This window comes from Methylobacterium sp. P5_C11 (assembly GCF_054049775.1).
In genome coordinates, this window is sequence record NZ_JBFULS010000009.1 from 1 (window position 1) to 21,883 (window position 21,883).

Below are 21,883 nucleotides of genomic sequence, written 5' to 3' on the forward strand. Positions count from 1 at the left end.
GGCGGGTACGGAGGCCCTGCAGGCGGCGCGCGCCGCGCGCGCCGCCGGGCTGCCGGCCCTGGTCGTCGATACCGGCACCCGGGGCGAGGAGGCCCGGGCGGTCGCCGACGCGATGGGCGCCCGCTACCTGAGGCTGCCGCGGGCCGAGGCCGGTCAGCTCAGCGCGGCGGTCCGGGCGGCGCTCTGAGCGCCGCGATGCCGCCGCTTGAGACGAGGCCTCAGAGGTCGCCGCCGATGCCGCTGTCGGCGAGGCGCTGGTGGTGGGCCAGCCAGGAGTTCAGCATATCGCGGACGAGGGCCTTGAAGCTCCAGCCGCCGGAGACCGGGGCGGCGATGTTCTGGGTCGAGGAGGTGAAGAGGATCATGGCCTTCTCCAAAGTCGGGGGTTGCGTCTTGGTCTTGTTCACCAGTGGTATGCCGCTGCTGTTGCGCCGCAGCAATCGACCTCTGCTCACCGGTGGCATGCGGTCGCCGCATAGGATTGTTCAGTGTTACGAAATACTTCCGGCCATGAACGATAGCACCGCCTTCGCCTCTCCGCGGTCCGGCCATACCGCAATGCGGGATACACGTGCATGCTGACCGGATTCGACGCGGACCGGCCCGACTGGGCCGTGGAGGGTCTGGACTGGCCCCACCGGGAGGCCAGCCGCTTCGTGGAGGCGGCGGGGCTGCGCTGGCACCTCCAGGAATTCGGGCGCCCGGAGGCCCCGACGCTGCTGCTCCTGCATGGGACTGGGGCGGCCACGCATTCGTGGCGCGGGCTGGCGCCGCTGCTCGGCCAAGCCTACTTCGTGATCGCCCCGGATCTGCCGGGCCACGGCTTCACGGATCCGCTGCCCGACGCCGACCTGTCCCTGCCCGGCATGGCCCGGGCCGTCGCGGGCCTCGTGGCGGCGCTCGACCGGCCGCCGGTCCTGGCGGCGGGCCACTCGGCCGGCGCGGCCGTGCTCGCCCGGATGTGCCTCGACGGCACCCTCGCGCCCCAGCTGCTGGCGGCCTTCAACGGCGCCCTGGCGCCACTGCCGGGGGCGGCCAACCTGCTGTTTCCCAGCATGGCGCGCCTCCTGTTCCTCAACCCCTTCACGCCCCGGATCTTCGCCTGGACGACGGACCGGTCCGCGGCCAAGCGGCTGATCGAGGGGACCGGCTCGCGCCTCGACCCGGAGGGTGTCGACCTCTATCGGCGGCTCTTCGCCCGGGCCGGCCATGTCCGCGGGGCGCTGGGCATGATGGCGAACTGGGATCTCGCCGGGCTGCACCGGGCGCTGCCCGGCCTCGAGACCCGGACCCTGCTGATCGTCGGCGGCGACGACAAGGCCATCCTGCCCGACACCGCCTTCGCCCTGCGGGACCGCCTGCCCGACGCCCGCGTCCGCCTGATCCGCGGGCTCGGCCACCTCGCGCACGAGGAGGCACCGGAGCGCGTGGCCGAGGTCTTCCGCGCGGAGGCGGCGGCCATCGGCCTGCCGTGATGCGGCCATACGCCCCCTGAGGGACTGGCGCCGGCCTTGCGTGGGTCGTAGAGCCTGCCCCGGGCCGTGCGAGCCCGTCCGAAATCCAGCCTTGAGGAGCAGCCGGGACGATGGCGAGACCCGTGATCGGCGTCATCGGCAACGCGCGCCTGATCGACAATCGGTTCCCGGCACAGATCGTCGGCGAGAACAACATGCAGGCGGTCGCCACGGTGGCCGGCGCCCTGCCGTTGATGTTCGCCGCCGCCCCGGCGCTGACCGACCTCGGCGACCTCTTGGAGACCGTGGACGGTGTCCTGCTCACCGGCGGCCGCGCCAACGTCCATCCGACCCGCTTCAAGGCCGCGCCCTGCCCGGCGCACGAGCCCTACGACGAGGCCCGCGACGCGGTGGCGCTGCCGCTGATCGAGGCCTGCGTGGCGCGCGGCGTGCCGCTGTTCGGCATCTGCCGCGGCTTCCAGGAGATGAACGTCGCCTTCGGCGGCAGCCTGCACCCGGAGATCCGCGATCTGCCGGGCCGGCTCAATCACCGCATGCCGCGCCTCGCCAACGGAGAGATCCACCCGGACCTCAAGGTGATCTTCGCCGACCGGCACGAGGTCCGCCTCACGCCGGGCGGTGCCTTCGCGCGCCTTCTGGACCGCGAGACGATCCGGGTGAACTCCCTCCACGGCCAGGGAATCCTGGAGCCGGGCGGACGGATCGTGATCGAGGGCGTCGCCGAGGACGAGACGGTCGAGGCGATCCGCATTCGCGACGCGGCGGGCTTCGCCCTCGGCGTCCAATGGCATGCCGAGCACGATCCGGCGACCAACCCGATCAACCGGGCGCTGTTCGAGGCCTTCGGGGCGGCCGCGGCGGGGCGGCGCCGGGCGCGGTCGGCCGGGCCGCGTTGATCGCCGCCCGCGCCGCATAGGTCCCCAGTCGTGGCGGCGCGGGCAGCAGATGAGCCCTGTCCCGCGCCCGGCAGGTCGAGTCGTTCTCGTCTTAACCTATGTTGATCCAAGGCCTCTGATGCGCGGAATATTGCGCCGATGCCCGGAAAAAACTTGGTTTTGCACCGTCTAATTCACGACATCCCCGGACGACCTGTCGCAGGACGGAACAGCCGTCTTCCGATGGTGTTGCTGGAGTCCCGACAGGCGGCAGCCTCGCGACGCTGCAGACCGCACAGATAACGGGCAGGATCCCCATGCAGCTTCCCCGCGATGACCGAGAGCACCCGCGTGCCGAGGCCTTCCGCGCCTTCATCCGGAACCCGCCCTTCCCCTGCGTGGGCGCCAAGTCGGCGCTGTCCCGCGGACGGATGCGGATCGTGGTGGCCCGGGACATCGCTTCGGGCTGGGACGACATGCGGATCTACCCGGCATTGCTCGCCTTCGTGGCCCAGTATCGGGAAGACCCGGACCTGTTCCAGAGTTTCGCGGTCGTGTTCGAGGGTCCGGGTGACCTTTCGGAGGAGGATTTCGAGCGGTCCCTCTGGGCGCGGGCGCAATCCCTGACCGACAAGGATGCCTGGCTCGGCCAGCCCCACGATGCCCGCGTGGCGGACGATCCCGACAACCCGCATTTCTCCTTGAGCTTCGGAGGTGAGGCCTTCTTCGTGGTCGGACTCCATCCGCAGGCCAGCCGGCCGGCACGGCGCTTCTCGTCCCCGGTGCTGGTCTTCAACCTGCACGCCCAGTTCGAGCGTCTGCGCGCAGAGGGGCGCTACGAGAAGCTGCGCGCCTCGATCCTGGAGCGCGATGAAGCCCTGGCCGGAAGCCGGAACCCGATGCTGGCGCGCCACGGCGAGGCCTCGGAGGCGCGCCAGTACAGCGGCCGCGTGGTCGATGACGCGTGGCGCTGCCCGATGAAGGGCCGACCGGATCCGGCCCCCGAGGCCGATACCTGGCATCCACCGGGCTTTCTGCTGGACACGACCCTGCCGGGAACCGGCGCCTGAGCCGGATTCAGAGACGGACTCAACGGTTCAGCGTAGAGACGGGGCAGAGCGAGGACGGCGATGACGAACCCAACGGACGTTCAGCGGATCGAACCGCGCTCGGGCGTCGCCTTCACCCTCGGCCGGGGCCAGCGCCTCACGGTGATCGACCCGTGCGGCGAGCAGGTGGCCGACCTCGTCGCCTACAACCGCCACGACACGGGCGAGGTGATCTCGTCGGGCCGGACCCTCGACTATGCGAGCCGGATCTACCTGACCACCGGCGACCCGCTCTACTCGAACCGGTCGAACATCCTGCTGCGGATCGTCGAGGACACGGTGGGGCGGCACGATTTCCTGCTGACCCCGTGCTCGGCCGACACGTTCCGCATCCTCTACGGGGACGCGAACCCGCATCACGGCTGCTTCGGCAATCTCGCCGCGGCGCTCGCCCCCTACGGCATCGCGCCGGACGCCATCCCAGTGGCCTTCAACTGCTTCATGAACGTGCCGATCGACGGCACGACCGGAGTACTCACCGTGGCGCCCCCCCTCAGCCGGGCGGGGGACCGGATCGCGTTCGTGGCCGAGACCGACCTGATCATCGGACTGACGGCCTGTTCGGCCCTGCAATCGAACAACGGCAGCTTCAAGCCGATCCACTACGACGTCGCCGGATAAGACCGTGCCGCGACAAGTCCCGGCCCAACCGGCCCGGCGGCAAAACTGATCCATGTAAATCTATACAGTCGATGGAAGCACCAAACCATGGAAGCGCTATTCGCTTCCGTATGTACGGCTTCAGATCGACGTGTTCGCGATTTTCTAACGCACCGTCACGATTCTGGCTCGGTGCAGCGTCGGCGGCGATCCCGCCCGGCCGGCTGCAGATGCCAGCCTTCCGGTGGTCGGATGATCCCCACGCAGACACACCGCCCCGCCGTCGACCCGGTCGCGGCGGGGCGCCGCCTCACGAACCTCGGCCTGCGCCACAAGCTCATGGCCGTCATGGCCCTGGTGGTGGTGGCCGTCGGGGCACTCAGCGGCCTGAACTACCTCGATACCCGGACCTCGGCCCTTGAGGACCCCGCCCTCATGACGAAGCGCCTCACCGAGGTGGCGCAAAGCCTGCTGGTCCACTACGCGGCGCAGGCCGATGCCGGCCAGATGACCCGCGATGCGGCGCAGAAGGCCGCCCTCGCGGCGATCACCGCCCTGCGCTTCGGCAACGAGGACTACTTCTTCGTCCTCGATTCGGACGTCCGGCTGATCGCCAACGCCTACAACGCCAAGAACGTCGGCAAGCCGATGCAGGACCAGACCGATGTCCCCGGCGGCAAGCGCTACTTCGCCGAAATGGTCGAGACCGCCAAGCGCGACGGATCCGGCTTCGTCGATTACCTGAAGCCGCGCGCCGGCGGGACCGTGCCGGTGGAGAAGGTCGCGAGCGTGCAGATGTTCAAGCCCTGGGGCTGGATCGTCGCCACGGGCCTGTACCGGGACGACGTGCAGGCGGCCGTGCGCGACCGGGCGATGACCGCCGGGCTCTGGTCCGCCGGCTTCGCCCTGCCGATCCTGGCGCTGCTCCTGATGATCGGCAACAGCCTGTCCCGCCCGATCACCCGCCTGACCGCGGCGATGCGCGGCCTCGCGAATGGCGACCTCGCCGTGCCGGTGGCGGATCAGGGGCGCGGCGACGAGGTCGGCGCCATGGCCCGCGCCGTCCAGGTCTTCAAGGACGCCCTGATCGCCAAGCGCGCGGCCGATGCGGCGGCCCCGGCGGAGAGCGTGGCGAAGATGCGCCGGGCGCAGATGCTCGATGCGGTGACCGCGCGGTTCGACGCGCAGGTCGGTGCGCTGACGCAGGGCCTGTCCTCGGCCGCGGTGGAGATGGAGGCGACCGCCCAGGAGATGACCCGCACGGCGGCGCGGACCAGCGAGCAGTCCGTGCGGGTGAGCACGACCTCGGAGCAGACGTCGAGCAACGTCCAGACCGTGGCGGCCGCCAGCGAGGAGATGTCGGCCTCGATCCAGGAGATCGCGGCCCGCGTCGCCCAGTCCTCCGCGATGGCCGACCGGGCCAGCACCGACGTCGCCCGCACGAACGACCTCATTCAGGTCTTGTCCCGGGGCACGGACCAGATCAGCGAGGTGATGGGCCTGATCGCCGGCATCGCCGGACAGACCAACCTGCTGGCGCTCAACGCCACCATCGAGGCGGCGCGGGCCGGGGAGGCCGGGAAGGGCTTCGCCGTGGTCGCCGGCGAGGTGAAGGCCCTGGCGTCCCAGACCGCCCGGGCGACCGAGACCATCGCCACGCAAATCGCATCGATCCAGACCGAGACGCGGCAGGCCGCCGAGGCGATGCGGACGATCGGGGGGGCGATCGACGAGATGCGCACGGTGGCGCTCAGCGTGGCCGCCGCCATGGAGGAGCAGGGCGCGGCGACGGACGAGATCGTCCGGAACGTCACGCAGGCCGCGGAGGGGACGCAGGCGGTCAGCCACGACATCGCCGACGTGCGCAAGGCCGCCGGCGAGACGGGAGCGGCCTCCAGTCAGGTCCTGACCGCCGCCCAGGAGCTGGCCCGGTACTCCACGAGCCTCGGCCAGGAGGTGACGACGTTCCTCGCCGCGGTCAAAGCGGCCTGAGCCTCGCCCCGGGCCGCCGACCTCCGGCGACGGCCGGCCGCGGGTCAGGCGATCCCGTCGATCGCCACCCGCAGGTGCTCCGGCCCGCGCAGGGCCGCCCCCGGCCGGTAGGGCGGCGGGTCCTCGATCAGGCGCGGCGCCTTCAGCCGAGACGCCAGGGCGGTCAGCGCCGCCTCGGCCTCGAACCGGGCGAGCGGCGCGCCGACGCAGTAATGCAGGCTGCCGCCGAAGCCGAGATGGCGGATGCCGGCACGGTCCGGGTCGAACCGGTCGGGATCCGGGAAGACGGCCGCGTCGCGGTTTCCGGCGGCCAGCAGCAGGACGAGGTCGGCGCCCGCCGGGATCGTCACGCCCGCGATGTCGATGGCCGAGAGCGTCCGGCGGGTCCGGAACTGCACCGGCGGCTCGTAGCGCAGCAGCTCCTCGATCAGCCGTGGGGCTCGGAGTGGATCCCGGCGCAGGCGCTCCAGCTCGTCGGGATGCCGGAGCAGGGTCAGCAGACCGTTGGTGATCAGGTTCACGGTGGTCTCGTGCCCGGCCACGAGCATCAGGATCGACGTGGCGATGAGGTCGTAATCGCCCATCTTCACGCCCGCCGGGGTGGCGTGGTTGGCAAGCCCCGAGAGCATGTCGTCCTGCGGGTGCCTGCGCTTCTCCTTGATCAGGTCGCCCATGTAGCCCCCGATCGCGTCGAAGGTCCGGCTGTTCTCGGCACGGATCTCGGGGTCGGACAGGCTGTCGGGTTCGAGGGCGGTAGCGAGCTGCGTCGCCCAGCCGTGGAACTTCGCCTCGTCCTCCCGGGGCACGCCGAACAATTCGCAGATCACCGTCACGGGCAGCGGGTAGGCGAGGTCGTCGACCGCGTCGATCTCCCGGGCGCCGCACTTCTCATTCAGTAGATCGGCCACCAGCCGCTCGGAGCGCGCGCGCATCGTTTGGACGCGCGCGTGGCTGAACTGGTGCATCACCGCCGAGCGCAGGGCGTCGTGGTCCGGCGGGTCGCGGAAGATGAAGACCCGGTGCCGGTCCATCATCCAGTCCTTGAGGGGCTTCACGATCAGGTCGGTGAGGGGATTGCCGGTGCGCGGCCGGTCGGCCGGCGGCAGGGTCTCGGAGCTGACCCGCGGGTCCTGCAGGAGGCTCGCGATGGTGCCGTAGGTCGCCGCCACCCAGGTGCCGTCCGCGGTGCCGTCGTCCTGGCGGGAGACGGGGTGCTCCCGCAGCTTCGCGTAGACGGGATATGGATTCGCGCGGTTGGCGAAATCCTTGACCTGATCGAGGAGGCTGGCGTCGGGCATGGGTCTCCTCAGAAGAAGCCCGGCTCGAGGACCGCGATGTCCTTCGGCCGGTCGGTCGCGGCGTCCCGCGGGGGAAACGGTGCCCCTGCGGCGACCAGCTCGGCATGGGCCGGCAGCCAGCGGGCCGAATCCACCGACACCGCCGCGATGCAGCGGCCCGCACGGCCATAGACCGCGACGAAGCGGCCGGACGCCGGATCGCCCTGCGTGACGGCCACCGCGTCGGCGCCCTCGGTCAGGCCGGCGGACTTCACCACCAGGTCGCCCTGCGTCGACCAGAAGGTCGGCAGGGCGCCGTAGGGCACCCCGGTCGGCGCTCCGGCGAGCAGCCGGCCCGCATGGACGCCCTGCGCCACCGCGTGGCTCCAGTGCTCCAGGGCGACGCGCCGGCCGCCGTAGAGCGGGTGCGGAAACCGCGCGACGTCCCCGGCCGCGGCGATGCGCCGGTCGGGTCGTCCATCGGTATCGAGGACGTGGCCGTCCCCGTCGCAATCGACGCCGCCCGGATCCGCCGAGAGGCCGGCCCCGTCGAGCCACTCGGTGTTGCGCACGGCGCCGAGGGCGATCACGGCGACGTCGGCCTCGATGCGGCCGCCGTCGACGAGGTGCGCGCGCACCAGTCGGCCCCCCGCGTCCTCCAGCCACTCGACCTCGCTGCCGGAGCGCAGCTCGACGCCGCGCCCGGCGTGGATAGCGCCGATGAAGGCCCCGACGGCGGCGCCGAGGATGCGGGCCAACGGCGTCGGGCCGGGCTCCACGAGGGTGACGGGCAGGCCGAGCTGCCGGCACAGGCTCGCGACCTCGCAACCGATGAAGCCGGCGCCGATCACCAGCACGCGCTTCGGGCCGGCGGCGAGGGCGCGCCGCAGGGCGGCGGCGTCGTCCCGCCCGCGCAGGGTGAAGACGCCGGCAAGCCGGCCCTCGTGCGGGTTCGGCCAGGGACGGGCACGGGTGCCGGTGGCGATGAGTAGGCGGTCGTAGGGCAGGACGCGCCCGTCCGCGAGACGGACGGTGCAGGCCTCCCGGTCGAGGCCGACGGCCGGGTTGCCGAGATGCCAGTCCGCGGCGAGGCTGCGGCTGCCCGGCAGGGTCGTGGCGTCCGCCGGGATGGCCCCGGTCAGGACGTGCTTCGAGAGGGGCGGCCGGTCATAGGGGCGACAAGGCTCGTCGCCGACGATCGTGAGCGGGCCGGCGAACCCCGCCGCCCGCATAGCCTCGGCGCCGCGCAGGGCCGCGAGGCCGGCCCCCACCACGAGGACACGCCCGGAGGTCTGCGCCATCAGGCGCCCTGCTCCGGATCCTCGACCCGGATCGCCTGAACCGGGCAGGCGACGCGCGCCCGCTCGATGTCGTCCCGGTCCCGCGCGGCGGGCGCAGGATCGTAGAACAGGGCCTCATGGCCGTCGATGCGGAAGTGCCGTGGCGCCGCATAGCAGCATTGGGCGTAGGCCTGGCACAAGTTGAGGTCGACGCTCACCCGCAGGCCGGGCGGGGGGCCGGAAGACGCATCGGCAGGGGTGGACATGGTCAGCCAACCGCGCACGCGGCCGCGGGTTCCGCGGGTCGCCGCGAACCGCCCCGTGTCCGACGGGATCGGGGTGTCATCGGTATTAAACGTGTTTCGGCGATCTTCGTGGAAATGGATCGACGGAATTCCCCTGCGCGGCGGTTCGATCTATTGTCGCACCGCCCCGCGGATCCGTCCGAACCGCCGCGATTTCAGGAGTGCGCCATGCCGTACGGTGCGCGAACGAGCCTCGCCGCCTTCATCCTGGTCCTCGGCCTCGGGGGCGCCTCCGCCGAGCCCGYGGCCACGACCTGGACGGACCCGCCGGCCCACAAGCCGGCCGCCGAGACAGCGCCGGCCGCGGGTCGGAAGGCCGTCGCACCGGTGCCGGCCGTATCGACCCCCGCCGCCGCATCGTCGGACATCAAGACGACGCCGGCCAGGCGGAAGGCCGTCGCGGCGCGGCCCGCCCGCGAGCGGACGGTGGCCCGCAGCCGGTCACCGGTCGCGAAGCGGATGGCCGCTACGCCGCGCCGCGCCCGCGTCGCAGCGACGCGGGTCCGGACGATCCGCAGAGCCCCGCAGGTCGCCGCCGCCGCACCGCCCCCGCCGCCCACGGAGGGCTACGCCCGCTACCGGGCCTACGGCTATGGGCCGGGCTATGGCGAGGCGCCCGGCTATGCCGATGATCGCCTCGACCGCCTGAGCAGCGCACAGGCCGCCGGCTACCTCGTGGTCCACCGCCGGACGGTGCAGTTCCCGGACGGCCGGACCCTGCGGGTCTACCGGCCCGACGACGGGGGCGAGCCGTTCTGAGCTGAGGCCTCCGCGAACACCGTCCGCAGGGGCGCCCGCAGGATCTTCCCGGCCGGGTTGCGCGGCAGCAGCCCGTCCCAGATCACGATCCGCACCGGCACCTTGAACGCCGCGAGCCGCTCGGCCGCGAAGGCGCGGATCTCCGCGGCGCCGGTGCTCGCCCCCTCCGCCAGCGTCACGATGGCACCCGGCTCCTCCCCGAGGGTCGGATGGGGCACCGGCAGCACCACGGCGTCGATCACGTCCGGATGGGCGAAGAGGGCGTTCTCGACCTCGCAGCAATAAATGTTCTCGCCGCCGCGGATCAGCATGTCCTTGATCCGGTCGACGATGGTCAGGAAGCCCTCCGCGTCGACGCGGGCGAGGTCGCCGGTGCGCAGCCAGCCCTCCGAGAACGTCTCGGCGGTGGCCTTCGGGTCCTCCCAGTAGCCGCGGACGACGTTCGGCCCCTTCACGCAGAGTTCGCCGACGCAGCCCGGCGGCAGGTCGTCCCCGAGGGGATCGACGATCCGCACCTCGCAGACCGGCAGGGGCGGCCCGCAGGAATCGGGATGGGCGAGGTAATCCTCGCCCTGGTGATGGGTGAAGGTCGCCGAGGTCTCGGTCATGCCCCAGCCGGTCCCGGGGACGACCCGGGGCAGGGCCTCGCCCAGCGCCCGCACGAGGTCGCCGGCGGCCGGCGCACCGCCATAGGTGACGCCCTCAAGGGTCGGCAGCGGCCGGCCGGCCTCCCGGGCGGCCGTGGCGAGCTGCCACGCGATGGTCGGCACCCCGCCCGCGCTGGTGCAGCCCTCGGCCTCGATCAGGTCGAGGGCCGCGTGCGCGTCCCAGCGGTGCATCATCACCAGCCGGTGGCCGCCGTAGAGCGCCGCCCCGAGGCTCGCGTGGCAGCCGGTGACGTGGAACAGCGGGATCACCAGCAGCGCCGCCCGCTGCGGCGCGGACGGGTCGGGCTTGGGCGGGCTCTCGCCCCGGCGCAGGGCGCTGCGCGCCGCCGAGTATGGATAGGCCATCACCGTGGTGGCGGCCGCCCGGTGGGTGCCGACCGCACCCTTCGGATGGCCGGTGGTGCCCGAGGTGTAGAACAGGGTCGCGTCGTCCTCGGGATCGAGGGCGATGTCGGGCAGGGCTCCGTCGGGCAGGTTCGCCCAGTCCTGCACCGGGCCGACGATGTCGGAGAGCGGGACCGTCCGGGGATCGGGCTCCATCCGGGTGGTGAAGATCCGTTCCGGGGCCGGGCCTTCGGCGAGGTGCGGAGCGATCCGGGCGAAGCGCTCGCCGTCGGCGATCAGCACCCGCGCCCCGGAATGCCGGAGCCCGTAGGCGAGTTCCGGACCGGTCCACCACGCGTTGAGCGGCGTCGCGATCGCGCCGGCGAGCAGGGCGCCGAAGTAGCTCACCGGCCATTCGGGCAGGTTGCGCATCGCGATGGCGACGCGGTCGCCCTTCCGGATTCCGGCCGCCGCGAGCGCCCGCGCCAGGGCGATCGCCGCGCGGGAAAACCCCGTGAAGGTGACGCGCTCGTCGCGGTAGACCACGAAGGTCCGGTCTCCGTGCCCCTGGGCGATCCGGAACAGGTCGCGCAGGGTCGGCGGGGCCTTCACCCAGATCCGGGTCGGCACGCCCCGGATCGCGACCGTGGCGATCTCGAAGGGCGCGCCCCGGCCGGTGAGCCGCGCCTCGGCGTCGCGGAAGGGCAGGGCCGGCCAGCCGGCGGGAATGCGGGGATCGGGGCTCATCGGGCGATCGTCACCCCGCCGTCGACGACCAGCGCCTGGCCGGTGACGAACCGGCCCGCCGGGGAGGTGAGGAACACGGCGGCCCCCGCGATCTCGTCGGGCTCGCCGATCCGGCGCAGGGGGGCGGCGGCCGTGGTGGAGGCCAGCATCTCGGGATCCTCCCACAGGGCGCGGGCGAAATCGGTGCGGATCAGCCCCGGGCAGAGGCAGTTCACCCGGACATTGGCGGGTCCGTATTCCACCGCGTAGTTGCGGGCGAGCTGGAGGTCGGCGGCCTTGGAGACGTTGTAGGCGCCGATCACCGGCGAGCCCTTGAGCGCCCCGATCGAGGAGACGATGACGATCGCCCCGTCTCGCCGCGCGACCATGCCGGGGGCGACCATCTGGATCAGCCAGTGGTTCGACAGGACGTTGTTGTCCAGGATCTTCCGGAACTGGGCGTCCGAGATGTCGGCGAGGGGGCCGTAATAGGGGTTGCTGGCGGCGTTGCAGACCAGGACGTCCACGGGACCGAGCTGCCTTTCCGTCTCGGCAACGAGGGCCTCCAGCTCCGCCTTCACCGAGATGCTCGCCGGGATCGCCACGGCGCGGCCGGCCCCGTGGGCGGCCTCGACCTCGGCGACCACCGCCGCGCAGGCCTCGCGCTTGCGCGAGGAGATCACCACCCGGGCGCCGTGCTCGGCCATCCGCAGGGCGATCGCCCGGCCGATGCCCCGGGAGGAGCCGGTGACGAGGGCGACCTTGCCGGTCAGATCGAACAGGGACATGGCACAGCTCTGCTCTTGTTGGCGCGGCGCACAGGCACCGTCGCCATCTCCATGGCTCCGGTGCGCGCGCATCGGCCCCTGAAGTCCGCGACCGGCCCCCTCTCCCGTGCGGGAGAGGGGACCCGCGTTCCATCCGGCCGCCGAGGGTGTTGCCGGACGTCGCCCATCGTCAGTCCCCCGCCCGCATCGACCGGCGCAGGCGCGCCATACCGGCGAGCCAGCGGTCGGGATCCTCGGCCCGGCGGCGGGCGTATTCGGCCACCTGCGGGTGCGGCAGGATCAGGAAGCGCCCCGCCGCCAAGCCGTCGAGGGCGGCCTCGGCCACCGACTCCGGCGCCAGCACGCCGTCGCGGGCGGCGGCGCTGGCCGTCCCCAGCATGGCGGTGTCGACGCCCTGCGGGCAGAGGGCGGCGACCCGGATCCCGTCCTCGGCATGGGCGATGGCGAGGTGCTCCAGGAAGGCCAGCGCCGCGTGCTTGGTGGCCGCGTACGTGGCGCTGCCGATCTGGCTGAGCAGCCCCGCCGCCGAGACCGTGCCGAGGAACGCGCCCCCGCCCCGTCCGCGCCAGAGCGGGACCAGAACCCGCGCCGCGTGGACATGGCCCATGACGTTGGCCGCCCAGGACCGCGCCCAGCTCTCCGGATCCGCCGAGGTGGCGAGGTCCGGATCGGGATCGCGCTCCAGGATGCCGGCATTGGAGCAGTAGAGGGCGATGGGACCGATCTCGCGCTCGATCCGCGCGAGAACGGCGGCGACAGCCTCCGCATCGCCCACGTCGAGGGCATAGGCCTGTCCGCCGAGCCGGGCGGCTACGGCCTCCGCCCCGGTGCCGTCCCGGTCGAGGGCCACGATCGTCGCGCCGCGCGCCCGCGCGGCCCCGGCGAGGGCTTGGCCGATGCCCCGTGCGGCCCCCGTGACGGCGACGACGCGGCCGGCGAGGTCCACGGCGGGATCCATGCTCACGCCCCCGCCCGCTCGGCGAAGGACCAGGCCGCGGCGGCGAGCTTCGGCACCCGGGCCGCCATGGCGGCGGCGTGCTCGCTCGCGGCGTTGCCGGCCTTGGCGCGGGCCGCCACGCCCTGGAGGATGCCGACCAGCCGGAACAGGTTGTAGGCGAAGTACCAGTCGAGATCGGGCAGGGACGTCCGGTCCGCGGCCCGGCAGTAGAGCGCCACCGCCTCGTCCCGGGTGGGGATGCCGAGCGCCTGAAGGTCGAGGCCGCCGAGCCCGCTGCGCCCGTCGGCCGGCAGTTCCCACTGCATCAGCAGGTAGCTGAAATCGGCGAGCGGGTCGCCGAGCGTCGACAATTCCCAGTCGAGGACGGCGCCGACGCCGCCGTCGCGGGAGAAGATCAGGTTGTCGAGGCGGTAGTCGCCGTGGACGATGGCGGCGCCCTGCTGCTCGGGCACGGTCTTGGGCAGCCACGCGATCAGCCGCTCGACATCCTCCAGGCGCCCGTCCTCGGCGGCGCGGTACTGGCGGGTCCAGCGGTCGACCTGCCGGGCGAAATAGTTGCCGGGCCGTCCGTAATCGGCGAGCCCCGCCGCCTCCGGGTCGATGGCGTGGAGGCGCGCCAGCGTGGCGATCATGCCGGCATAGTGGCGGTGGCGGGCGTGGCGGTCGAGGCCCGGCAGGGCGCCGTCCCAGTGCACGGCGCCGTCCACCGCCTCCATCACGTAGAAGGCCGCGCCGATGACGTCCGGATCCTCGCACAGCGCGAAGGGGCGCGGCACCGGGAACCCCTCGCCGTAGAGGGCGCCGATCACCCGGAACTCGCGCTCCACCGCGTGCGCGGAGGGCAGCAGCGGCCCGAAGGGCTTTCGCCGCAGCACGTAGGCCTGGCCCGGCGTGTCGAGCCGGTAGGTCGGGTTCGACTGGCCGCCGCGGAACTGCTGCACCGTGAGCGGGCCGACGTAGCCGCGGATCTGCCCCTCCATCCAGGCGGCGAGTTTCGCCTCGTCGATCCGGTGGCGCGGCTCGACCGGCTTCAGGCCGGAGAAGACATCCGCGTCGCTCATGCGCCCTCGCGGGCATTGGTGTAGCGCCCGAATTCCAGCCGGGCGATCGAGCGGTTATGGACCTCGTCGGGTCCGTCGGCGAGCCGCAGGGTGCGAATATGCGCGTACATCCTGGCGAGCCCGAAATCCTCCGAGACCCCGGCCCCGCCATGGGCCTGGATCGCGTCGTCGATCACCTTCAGCGCCACCCGCGGCGCCGCGACCTTGATCATGGCGATCTCGAGCTTGGCGCCCTTGGCGCCGACCTTGTCCATCATGTCGGCGGCCTTCAGGCAGAGGAGGCGGGTCATCTCGATGTCGATCCGCGCCTCCGCGACCCGCTGCTCCCAGACCGATTGCTCGCTGATCCGCTTGCCGAAGGCGACCCGGGAGACAAGGCGGCGCGCCATGGCCTCCAGCGCCACCTCCGCGGCCCCGATGGTGCGCATGCAATGGTGGATGCGGCCCGGTCCGAGCCGGCCCTGCGCGATCTCGAAGCCGCGGCCCTCGCCGAGGATCAGGTTCCCGGCCGGCACTCGGACATTCTCCAGGACCACCTCGCCGTGGCCCTTGGGGGCGTCCTCGTAGCCGAAGACCGGCAGCAGGCGCGCGACGCGCACGCCCGGCGTGTCCATGGGCACCAGAATCTGCGATTGCTGCCGGTGGCGGGGCGCCTCCGGATCGGTCTTGCCCATCAGGATCGCGATCCGGCAGCGCGGGTCGCCGACGCCGGTCGACCACCACTTGCGGCCGTCGACGACGTAGTGGTCGCCGTCGCGGCGGATCGACGTGCTAATGTTGGTGGCGTCCGAGCAGGCGACCTCCGGCTCGGTCATCAGGAAGGCCGAGCGGATCGCGCCCGCCATGAGCGGCCGCAGCCACGTCTCCTTCTGGGCCGGGCTGCCGTAGCGGTGCAGCACCTCCATGTTGCCGGTGTCGGGCGCCGCGCAGTTGAAGCATTCCGAGGCGATCCCGACCCGGCCCATCTCCTCGGCGCAGAGCGCGTAGTCGAGGTTGGTCAGGCCGGCGCCGCGGTATTCCACGGTGTCGTGCTCGGGAGAGGGCGGCAGGAACAGGTTCCAGAGGCCCTCGGCCCGCGCCTTCTCCTTGAGCCGCTCCATCGTGGGGGAGGGGGCGGAACTCTCGGCGCGCTCCGCCGCGACCGCGCTGGCGGCAGGCAGGATCTCGGCGGCGATGAAGGCGCGGACGCGCCCGAGCCAGTGCGTCTGGGACTGGGAGAGATTGAAATCCAAGGCGTCCGCTCCCTAGGGTTTTTCCGATGGGTTAGCGCACCAAGCTTGCGCGAGCCGGGCTCCGCGTCTCTCCCTCCTCCTCTGCGGGCGAGGGTGGCCCCTGCGTCAGCAGGAGTCGGGAGAGGGGAGCGGCGCTTCCGAAGGGGGCGGAGCCTTCGTGACGGCCGCAGCAGCCCGGTCCTGCACCGTCGCGCTGCCCCTCTCCCGACCCCCTCCCGGGGGCCACCCTCCCTCCCAGAGGGGGGAGGGGGTTGCCGCGGCTCTGGATGCGCCCCTCACAGATAGGCCGATCCCATCTCGCTGGCGAAACGCTGCGGCGGTCCTTCCCACACGATCCGGGCCTGTTCCAGCACGTAGACCCGGTCGGCGTGGGGGAGCGCGAAGGTGACGTTCTGCTCGCCGAGCAGGACCGTGATCGGCGTGGTCTGCCGCAGCTTCTCCAGCGCCTTCGACAGCAGCTCCAGGATCACCGGGGCGAGGCCGAGCGTCGGCTCGTCGAGGATCAGGAGGCGCGGGCGCATCATCAGCGCCCGGGCGATGGTCAGCATCTGCTGCTCGCCCCCCGACAGGGTGCGGGCGGTCTGGCCCTCGCGGGCCTTGAGGATCGGGAACAGCTCGTAGAGCCAGTCGCGCTGCTTGGCGCTCTCGGCCTTCGGGAAATGCTGGCCGCCGAGGTCGAGGTTCTCGCGCACGCTGAGGTCGCCGAACAGCTCGCGGGTCTCGGGCACCTGGACGATGCCGGCCCGGGCGATGGCGGCGGGCTTCATCCGCGAGAGATCCTGGCCGTCAAACCGGATCGTGCCGGTATGCGGGACGAGGCCCGAGATCGCGTTGAACAGGGTGGTCTTGCCGGCCCCGTTCAGGCCGACCACCGAGACGAACTCGCCCTCGTGGACGTGGATCGCGGCGGAGCGCAGAGCCTGAGCCTTGCCGTAGAGCACGTCGACGTTCTCGACGGTCAACAGCGAGTCGGGCTTGAACGCAGCCTCGGGCCGGGCCGCCGTCTCGATGCTGCCGCCGAGATAGACCCGGCGCACGGTCGGGTCGGCCATCACCGACTCGGCCGAGCCCTCGGCGATGCGCTCGCCGAGATACATGGCGAAGACCCGGTCCACGAGGGCCGAGACGCTCTTCACATTGTGGTCGACGAGGAGCACGGCCTTGCCCTCGTCGCGGAAGCCGCGGATCAGCTCCGAGAAGGCCGCGACCTCGCCGCCGGTCAGGCCCGCGAAGGGCTCGTCGACCAGCACGACCCGCGGATCGCGGGCGATGGCCTTGGCGAGCTCCAGCCGGCGCAGGTCCGCGAAGGGCAGGGTTCCGGGGCGCCGGTCGGCCACGGCGCCGAGGCCGACGCGCTCGGCGATCTCGCGCGCGCGCTTGGCCACGTGCGGGTCGGCGGCCAGCCGGATCAGGCTGTCGGGCAGGAGCGCGAGGCTGATGTTCTCCAGCACCGTCTGCCGCTGAAGCGGGCGGGCGTGCTGGAACACGAGGCCGATCCCGGAGCGCGCCACCCGGTGGGCCGGCATCCCGCCGATCTCGGTGCCGTCGAGGCGGATCGAGCCGGCGCTCGGGCGCTCCAGGCCCATGATCAGCTTCATCACGGTGGACTTGCCCGACCCGTTCGGGCCGATCAGCCCGAGGATCTCCCCGGGCCGCAGGTCGAGGTCGATGTCCTTGACGGCGACGAGGCCGCCGAACCGCTTGGTCAGGCCGCGCACGGTGAGGCAGGGTTCGGCGGTCACGGCGGGGGCGACGGGCTGCAGCGGCGCGGGCCGCACGGCGACGGTCATCGCGCTCTCCGGAGGGATGCGAGGCCAAGCAGCCCCGACGGCACGAACAGGATCACGAGGAGCGCCACCGCGGAGACCACGAAGGTCGAAAGCGCCCCGAGCGGCCGCAGCAATTCGCCCGCCGCGATCAGGAACACGGCGCCCAGAGCCGCGCCCACGATGGTGCGCCGGCCGCCGAGCACCGCCGCGATGATCACCTGCACGCCCACCGCCGTGTCGATCAGCGTGCCGACCGAGGCGGTGCCCATGTAGAAGACCACCAGCCCGCCCGCGAGGCCCGAGAAGGCGGCGCTGACCGCGAAGGCCGCGAGCTTGTGCTTGGCGACGTTGAAGCCGAGCGCCCCGGTCACCACCGGGTCCTGGCCGGCGGCCTGGAGGATCAGCCCCGCGGGCGAGCGGGCGATGGCGGTGAGGATCAGGCCGGAGACCGCCATGAAGCCGAGCGCCAGCCAGTAGTTGGTGTCGGCGTCGATGGAGATGACGTCGGGCACGGTCAGGCCGATTTCGCCGCCGGTGAGGCCGGAGAAGACCACGATCATGTTCTGCAGGAGCAGAACCGCCACCAGGGTGATCAGGCCGAAATAGGGGCCACGGACCTTGAGCGCCGGCAGCGCCAGGGCGAGGCCGCCGACGACGGCGAGCAAGGTGCCGGCCGCGAGGCACCAGGGGATCGGCAGTTCGTAGCGGTTGTTGAGGATGCCGGCGCCGTAGGCCCCGAGGCCGATCAGGAAGGTCGGGCCGAAATTCACCTCGCCGGCGAAGCCGAAGAGCAGGTCCCAGGCCATCGCGAACACGCCGAAATAGTAGGCGATGGTCAGGAGGCCGAGGATGTAGCCGGAGACCCACCAGGGCAGGGTGGCGGCGGCCAGGACGGCGAGGATCGCGATCCATAAGCCGGGGGTGGTGAGGAGCTTCATGGATGAGCCAGACCAGGATCGACCATTACGAATCCGATTGCCCGGTGCGGTACGGACAAGGCGGGGGTCCCCTCTCCCGAGCGGGAGAGAGACAGGGTGAGGGTCGAGTACGATCCGGAGTGGGCGCATCCCTCACCCCAACCCTCTCCCGAGCGGGAGAGGGGGCAGGTCGCGCGACCAGGGGTCACTTGGATGCCGAGCCCGCGCATCACCGCCGCCCAAGCAGGCCCTGCGGGCGCAGGTACATGACCGCGACCAGCAGCAGCAGCGCCGGAATCACCCGGTAGGCGGGCGAGATCAGGTAGGCGGTGGCGGTCTCGAGGTAGCCGACCACGTAGGCGGCGATCAGCGAGCCAGTGACCGACCCCAGGCCCCCCAGCACCACGATCGAGAAGGCGCTCGCGGTGAGCGGCCCCACCGAGTACGAGGAGACGCCCAGGAACATCCCGAGCAGCACCCCGGCGATGCCGGCGAGCAGCCCGTAGATCGCCCAGACCGCCACGTAGATCTTCCCCATGTCGTGGCCGAGCAGCGTCACGCCCCGCGGGTTCATGGAGGCGGCGAGCAGGACCTTGCCGGCCCGCGCCCGGTTCACGAACAGCCACAGCAGGGCGATCACCACCCAGCAGATCACCGCCGTGAAAATCTCGTTCTTCGGCGTTCGCACCCCGGCGATCTCGATCACCCCCTCGACGATCGGCAAGACCGTCTTGGGATTGTCGGTGAAGAAGTAGGCCACCAGCTCCTGGATCATGATGCCCCAGAGCAGCGTGCCGGTGAGCACGAAGATCTCCTTCTCCTCCCTGGGGATCGCCTTGCTGCGCTCGATCGGCGCGACGATGGCGAAGTAGGTGACCAGGGCGCCGACGAGCCCGCACAGCACGCCGATCACCGCCCCCGCATAGGAGCCGAGTCCGAACAGCGCGGAGGCCGCCCAGGCCGCCACCGCGGCCATGACCATCAGCGCCCCGTGCGTGAGGTTGAGGACGCCCGAGACCCCAAAGATCAGGGTGAAGCCCATCGCGCCGAGCGCATAGAGGGCCGAGATGGCGAAGCCGTCGACGAGAATCTGGAGGCCGATCACCGCGCTGCCCGCCCCGGCCTACTGCACGGCCGGCTTGACCGCGGGCGGCAGGACCATGGTCCCGTTCGCCGTCGCCGCCGGCCAGATCGCCACCTGCTTGCCGTTCTGCCACTGCCCGAGCACGCTGGTCATCAGGCCGGGGCCGTACTGGATCGAGTGGGTGAACGGCTCGTCCTTGCCGTAGAACTTCAGGTGCCCGACGGTGCCGACCCAGTCGGTCTTCTCCAGGGCATCGACGAGCTTGTCGGCCTCCGTGGAGCCGGCCCGCTTGATCGCCTCCGCGGTGTAGTAGACGGCGTCGTACGCCATGTAGCCCGCGTAGGAAGGCGCGCCGCCGAAGCGCTTGGTGAAGGCGTCGGCGAACGGGATCGTCTTCTCGGTGAGCGCCACGCCCGGCAGCGCCACGCTGTCGAACAGCACGCCCTGCGTGCCGCCGTTGGTGTTGGCCCAGAAGGTCGAGGAGGTGGCTTGGCCGCTGATGCCGGTCATGGCGATCGGCACCTGCTGGTTCTGCCACTGCACCGTCGGCTGCACACCGACATGGGCGATGCCGGTGACGATCAGGTCGGGCTTGGCCGCTTCGATCTTGTTGTAGATCGGCGTGAAGTCGCCCGTGTCCGGCGAGAAGCGGACATGCTCCACCACCTTCAGCCCGGATCTCGGCAGGCACTCCTCGTAGGCGGCGTCTAGCGGCCGGGTCCAGGCCGCGTCCTCGCTCATGATCGCCGCGGTCTTGGCCTTGAGCGTCCCGACCAGCACCTCCTTGGCCGAGTCGCAGACCGCCTGCGCCAGGGCGTGCGAGGTCAGGTAGCCGTGGAAGGTGTACTTGTTGCGGGCGTAGTCCTTGTGGACGTTGACGCTGATCTCGTTGGAGGCGGCGCCGGGGGTGATCATCGGCGTCTTGAGCCGGGCCGCCCAGGGCATCAGCGCCAGCACCACCTCCGAGATGTAGCTGGCGATGACGAGGTTGACCTTGTCCTCCGAGACCGCCCGCTGGAAGGCGCGGACCGCGTCGGAGGCGGAACTCTTGTCGTCGTAGGTGACGACCTGGATCTGCCGGCCGTCGACGCCGCCCTTGGCGTTGATCTCGTCGGCGGCGAGCTGAACCGCCTGCGGGATCGAGGCTCCGGCCACCGACTGCGCCTCGGCGATCACGCCGATCTTGATCGGGTCGGCGGCGTGCGCGGGTCCCGCGAGCATCGAAGCGACCGCCAGCAACGCGGGCAGCCCGCGCCGGATCTGGGCGCGCCGGGCGACGGCATGCGCGGTCTCGGCCATCGGCATTTCCTCTTCCCTCGTGCCCGAATTTTTTATTCGCGGGCTTGGGGCCGACTGTAGCCGGCGCCCGAGGGATCACAAGGGGCCGGCGGCGTGGGGCGTGTGACGTTTCCGGCCAGTCGTTCGCGCCGGGCTCCGCCCCGGGACGCTGTTGCGGCCCGGCAACGGGAGGCGACGATCCCCGCCGCGGACGGGCGCCCTTCGCCCTCCCGCGCGACCTGCCGGGCGTCGCGCAGGCCAGCCCCAGAACAGGGTCGTGGTGTCGAGATCGTGTCCGGACCGGACTCCTCGGCAGATGCGCCCCGGAGCGTCGGGAAGGGGGACGCGATGCTCAAGGACACGGTGACGGCGGCTCTGGCGGTGATCGCCCTGAGCCAGGGGGGCCAGGCATACGCCGCCGCCGTGACGCAGCCTGGAGAGCAGGTCGGCCTCGCGCCGGGCTTGCCCCTGCCGGAGGGCTTCTACGCCTTCGACACGTTCAGCTGGGGACGGGCCGACCGCCGCGACGCCGCCGAGGTCGGCGTCAACATCCCGTTCCTGATCTACGCGTCGCCGCTCAAGATCCTCGGCGCGCGGATCGAGCCGGTGGTGGCGTTCCCGTCGGTGTTCATCAACACCCACTTCCCGGCCCCGATCCCCAACAAGGAGGTCAGCACCTTCTACACACCGTTCCTGGGCAGCATCTTCGCCTGGAACCTCGGCGGCGGGTTCGGCGTCTCGTACGTCGCGGGCGCCTACCTGCCCTACGGCGACCGCGGCTCGCTGGGCCTGGGACTCCGCGGCACGCCGCTGATCGCGCAGGCCGCGTCGGCGACGATGACCCAGCGCGTCGCCGCCACCTATGTGGGCGACGGCAGCCTCAACCTCTCGGCGATCCTCACCTACAACCGGCCCTTCGACGCGCATGGCCGGTTCGGCGGCCCGGTCGGGGCGGCGATCGGCCCGATCCCGCTGGCGGACCAAGTCAACCTCGACCTCACGGCGACGAAGAAGTTCGGGCCTTTCGAGATCGGCGCCGTGGCCTTCGGCTACACCGACCTGGCGGTGAACCGCCGCGACCGGCTGTTCGCAAGCTTCCAGCGGGACGGCTACATCGCGGCGGGAGGCCTCGTGGGCTACAATTTCGGGTCCGTGATCGTGCAGACTTTCGTGACGCGCGAGATCGTCGCCCGCGACACCCTCAGCCACGCCGGTGATCGCCAGCACAACGAGGAGACCCGGGGCTGGTTTCGCGTGATCGTCCCCTTCCCGGTGGCAGCCGCCGCGTCGGAGCCTGAGATCCGCAGGCATTGATCCCGGCGCCGGTTTCAGGACGCCCACACTGTCCGCCCGCGGGCTTCCGGGCACGGACCGCCGCCCCTACGCTCCGGGTCGATCCGCGTGTC

General features: G+C 71.8%; 20 protein-coding genes and 1 pseudogene. 8 read left to right on the top strand and 13 right to left on the bottom strand.

The window, feature by feature from the left end; genetic code table 11:
* A pseudogene (gene bchD, locus ACXJKQ_RS07260) lies at positions 1-187 on the top strand (magnesium chelatase subunit D); the annotation flags it as partial.
* Between the two features lie 31 nt (positions 188-218).
* On the opposite strand, the gene ACXJKQ_RS07265 reads toward bchD, so the two are convergent.
* On the bottom strand, positions 219-365 hold the full coding sequence (locus ACXJKQ_RS07265; protein WP_457105094.1) for a hypothetical protein: 147 nt from the start codon (positions 363-365) through the stop codon (positions 219-221).
* Between the two features lie 210 nt (positions 366-575).
* Between ACXJKQ_RS07265 and bchO the strand changes: the two genes are divergently transcribed.
* The 5 genes from bchO (at position 576) to ACXJKQ_RS07290 (ending at position 6,051) form a co-directional block, all read left to right on the top strand.
* Entirely contained in the window at positions 576-1,475 is a 900-nt protein-coding gene (bchO, locus tag ACXJKQ_RS07270; protein WP_457105095.1) for an alpha/beta fold hydrolase BchO, read from the top strand.
* Positions 1,476-1,585: 110 nt separating this feature from the next.
* On the top strand, positions 1,586-2,371 hold the full coding sequence (locus ACXJKQ_RS07275) for a gamma-glutamyl-gamma-aminobutyrate hydrolase family protein (protein WP_457105096.1): 786 nt from the start codon (positions 1,586-1,588) through the stop codon (positions 2,369-2,371).
* A gap of 296 nt (positions 2,372-2,667) precedes the next feature.
* Positions 2,668-3,420, top strand: a complete 753-nt coding sequence (gene gntA / locus ACXJKQ_RS07280; RefSeq protein WP_457105097.1) for a guanitoxin biosynthesis heme-dependent pre-guanitoxin N-hydroxylase GntA — start codon at positions 2,668-2,670, stop codon at positions 3,418-3,420.
* A gap of 60 nt (positions 3,421-3,480) precedes the next feature.
* Positions 3,481-4,080 (top strand): DUF1989 domain-containing protein, encoded by a 600-nt coding sequence (locus ACXJKQ_RS07285; protein WP_457105098.1) that lies wholly within the window; start codon positions 3,481-3,483, stop codon positions 4,078-4,080.
* Positions 4,081-4,311: 231 nt separating this feature from the next.
* On the top strand, positions 4,312-6,051 hold the full coding sequence (locus ACXJKQ_RS07290; RefSeq protein WP_457105099.1) for a methyl-accepting chemotaxis protein: 1,740 nt from the start codon (positions 4,312-4,314) through the stop codon (positions 6,049-6,051).
* A gap of 44 nt (positions 6,052-6,095) precedes the next feature.
* On the opposite strand, the gene ACXJKQ_RS07295 is transcribed toward ACXJKQ_RS07290, so the two are convergent.
* Genes ACXJKQ_RS07295 through ACXJKQ_RS07305 form a run of 3 tightly spaced genes read right to left on the bottom strand, consistent with a single transcriptional unit; the run spans position 6,096 to position 8,874 of the window.
* Positions 6,096-7,349 (bottom strand): cytochrome P450, encoded by a 1,254-nt coding sequence (locus tag ACXJKQ_RS07295; protein WP_457105100.1) that lies wholly within the window; start codon positions 7,347-7,349, stop codon positions 6,096-6,098.
* Positions 7,350-7,357: 8 nt separating this feature from the next.
* Positions 7,358-8,629, bottom strand: coding sequence for an NAD(P)/FAD-dependent oxidoreductase (locus ACXJKQ_RS07300; RefSeq protein ID WP_457105101.1), 1,272 nt, complete (start codon positions 8,627-8,629; stop codon positions 7,358-7,360).
* Entirely contained in the window at positions 8,629-8,874 is a 246-nt protein-coding gene (locus ACXJKQ_RS07305; RefSeq protein WP_457105102.1) for a ferredoxin, read from the bottom strand. Before ACXJKQ_RS07305 ends, ACXJKQ_RS07300 begins: the two co-directional genes overlap by 1 nt.
* A gap of 207 nt (positions 8,875-9,081) precedes the next feature.
* Here ACXJKQ_RS07305 and ACXJKQ_RS07310 point away from each other — a divergent pair, with 207 nt between their 5' ends.
* Positions 9,082-9,672 (top strand): hypothetical protein, encoded by a 591-nt coding sequence (locus ACXJKQ_RS07310; protein ID WP_457105103.1) that lies wholly within the window; start codon positions 9,082-9,084, stop codon positions 9,670-9,672.
* Here ACXJKQ_RS07310 and ACXJKQ_RS07315 read toward each other — a convergent pair.
* The 9 genes from ACXJKQ_RS07315 to ACXJKQ_RS07355 all read right to left on the bottom strand — a co-directional run bounded on the left by ACXJKQ_RS07315 (position 9,639) and on the right by ACXJKQ_RS07355 (position 20,498).
* Positions 9,639-11,411, bottom strand: coding sequence for a class I adenylate-forming enzyme family protein (locus ACXJKQ_RS07315; protein WP_457105104.1), 1,773 nt, complete (start codon positions 11,409-11,411; stop codon positions 9,639-9,641). The two genes, ACXJKQ_RS07310 and ACXJKQ_RS07315, sit on opposite strands and share 34 nt — an antisense overlap.
* The gene (locus ACXJKQ_RS07320) at positions 11,408-12,178 is read right to left on the bottom strand and encodes an SDR family NAD(P)-dependent oxidoreductase (RefSeq protein ID WP_457105105.1); all 771 of its coding nucleotides are present in this window, start codon (positions 12,176-12,178) and stop codon (positions 11,408-11,410) included. The genes ACXJKQ_RS07315 and ACXJKQ_RS07320 overlap by 4 nt, the downstream gene beginning before the upstream one ends.
* Positions 12,179-12,347: 169 nt before the next feature.
* Entirely contained in the window at positions 12,348-13,124 is a 777-nt protein-coding gene (locus ACXJKQ_RS07325; RefSeq protein WP_457105197.1) for an SDR family NAD(P)-dependent oxidoreductase, read from the bottom strand.
* Positions 13,125-13,138: 14 nt separating this feature from the next.
* Positions 13,139-14,197 (bottom strand): phosphotransferase family protein, encoded by a 1,059-nt coding sequence (locus ACXJKQ_RS07330; RefSeq protein ID WP_457105106.1) that lies wholly within the window; start codon positions 14,195-14,197, stop codon positions 13,139-13,141.
* Complete coding sequence (locus ACXJKQ_RS07335; protein ID WP_457105107.1) at positions 14,194-15,429, bottom strand: acyl-CoA dehydrogenase family protein; 1,236 nt, start codon at positions 15,427-15,429, stop codon at positions 14,194-14,196. The genes ACXJKQ_RS07330 and ACXJKQ_RS07335 overlap by 4 nt, the downstream gene beginning before the upstream one ends.
* A 275-nt stretch (positions 15,430-15,704) precedes the next feature.
* Positions 15,705-17,219 carry an ATP-binding cassette domain-containing protein gene (locus ACXJKQ_RS07340; protein WP_457105108.1) on the bottom strand — a complete coding sequence of 505 codons (1,515 nt, stop codon included), beginning with the start codon at positions 17,217-17,219 and terminating at the stop codon, positions 15,705-15,707.
* Positions 17,216-18,136: a branched-chain amino acid ABC transporter permease gene (locus ACXJKQ_RS07345; protein ID WP_457105109.1), complete on the bottom strand. Its 921-nt coding sequence runs from the start codon at positions 18,134-18,136 to the stop codon at positions 17,216-17,218. The genes ACXJKQ_RS07340 and ACXJKQ_RS07345 overlap by 4 nt, the downstream gene beginning before the upstream one ends.
* A 208-nt stretch (positions 18,137-18,344) precedes the next feature.
* Positions 18,345-19,220 carry a branched-chain amino acid ABC transporter permease gene (locus ACXJKQ_RS07350; RefSeq protein WP_457105110.1) on the bottom strand — a complete coding sequence of 292 codons (876 nt, stop codon included), beginning with the start codon at positions 19,218-19,220 and terminating at the stop codon, positions 18,345-18,347.
* An 18-nt stretch (positions 19,221-19,238) separates the two neighbouring features.
* Positions 19,239-20,498: an ABC transporter substrate-binding protein gene (locus ACXJKQ_RS07355; RefSeq protein WP_457105111.1), complete on the bottom strand. Its 1,260-nt coding sequence runs from the start codon at positions 20,496-20,498 to the stop codon at positions 19,239-19,241.
* A gap of 327 nt (positions 20,499-20,825) precedes the next feature.
* On the opposite strand from ACXJKQ_RS07355, the gene ACXJKQ_RS07360 reads away from it, so the two are divergent.
* Positions 20,826-21,791 carry a transporter gene (locus tag ACXJKQ_RS07360; protein WP_457105112.1) on the top strand — a complete coding sequence of 322 codons (966 nt, stop codon included), beginning with the start codon at positions 20,826-20,828 and terminating at the stop codon, positions 21,789-21,791.
* The last annotated feature ends 92 nt before the right edge of the window (positions 21,792-21,883 follow it).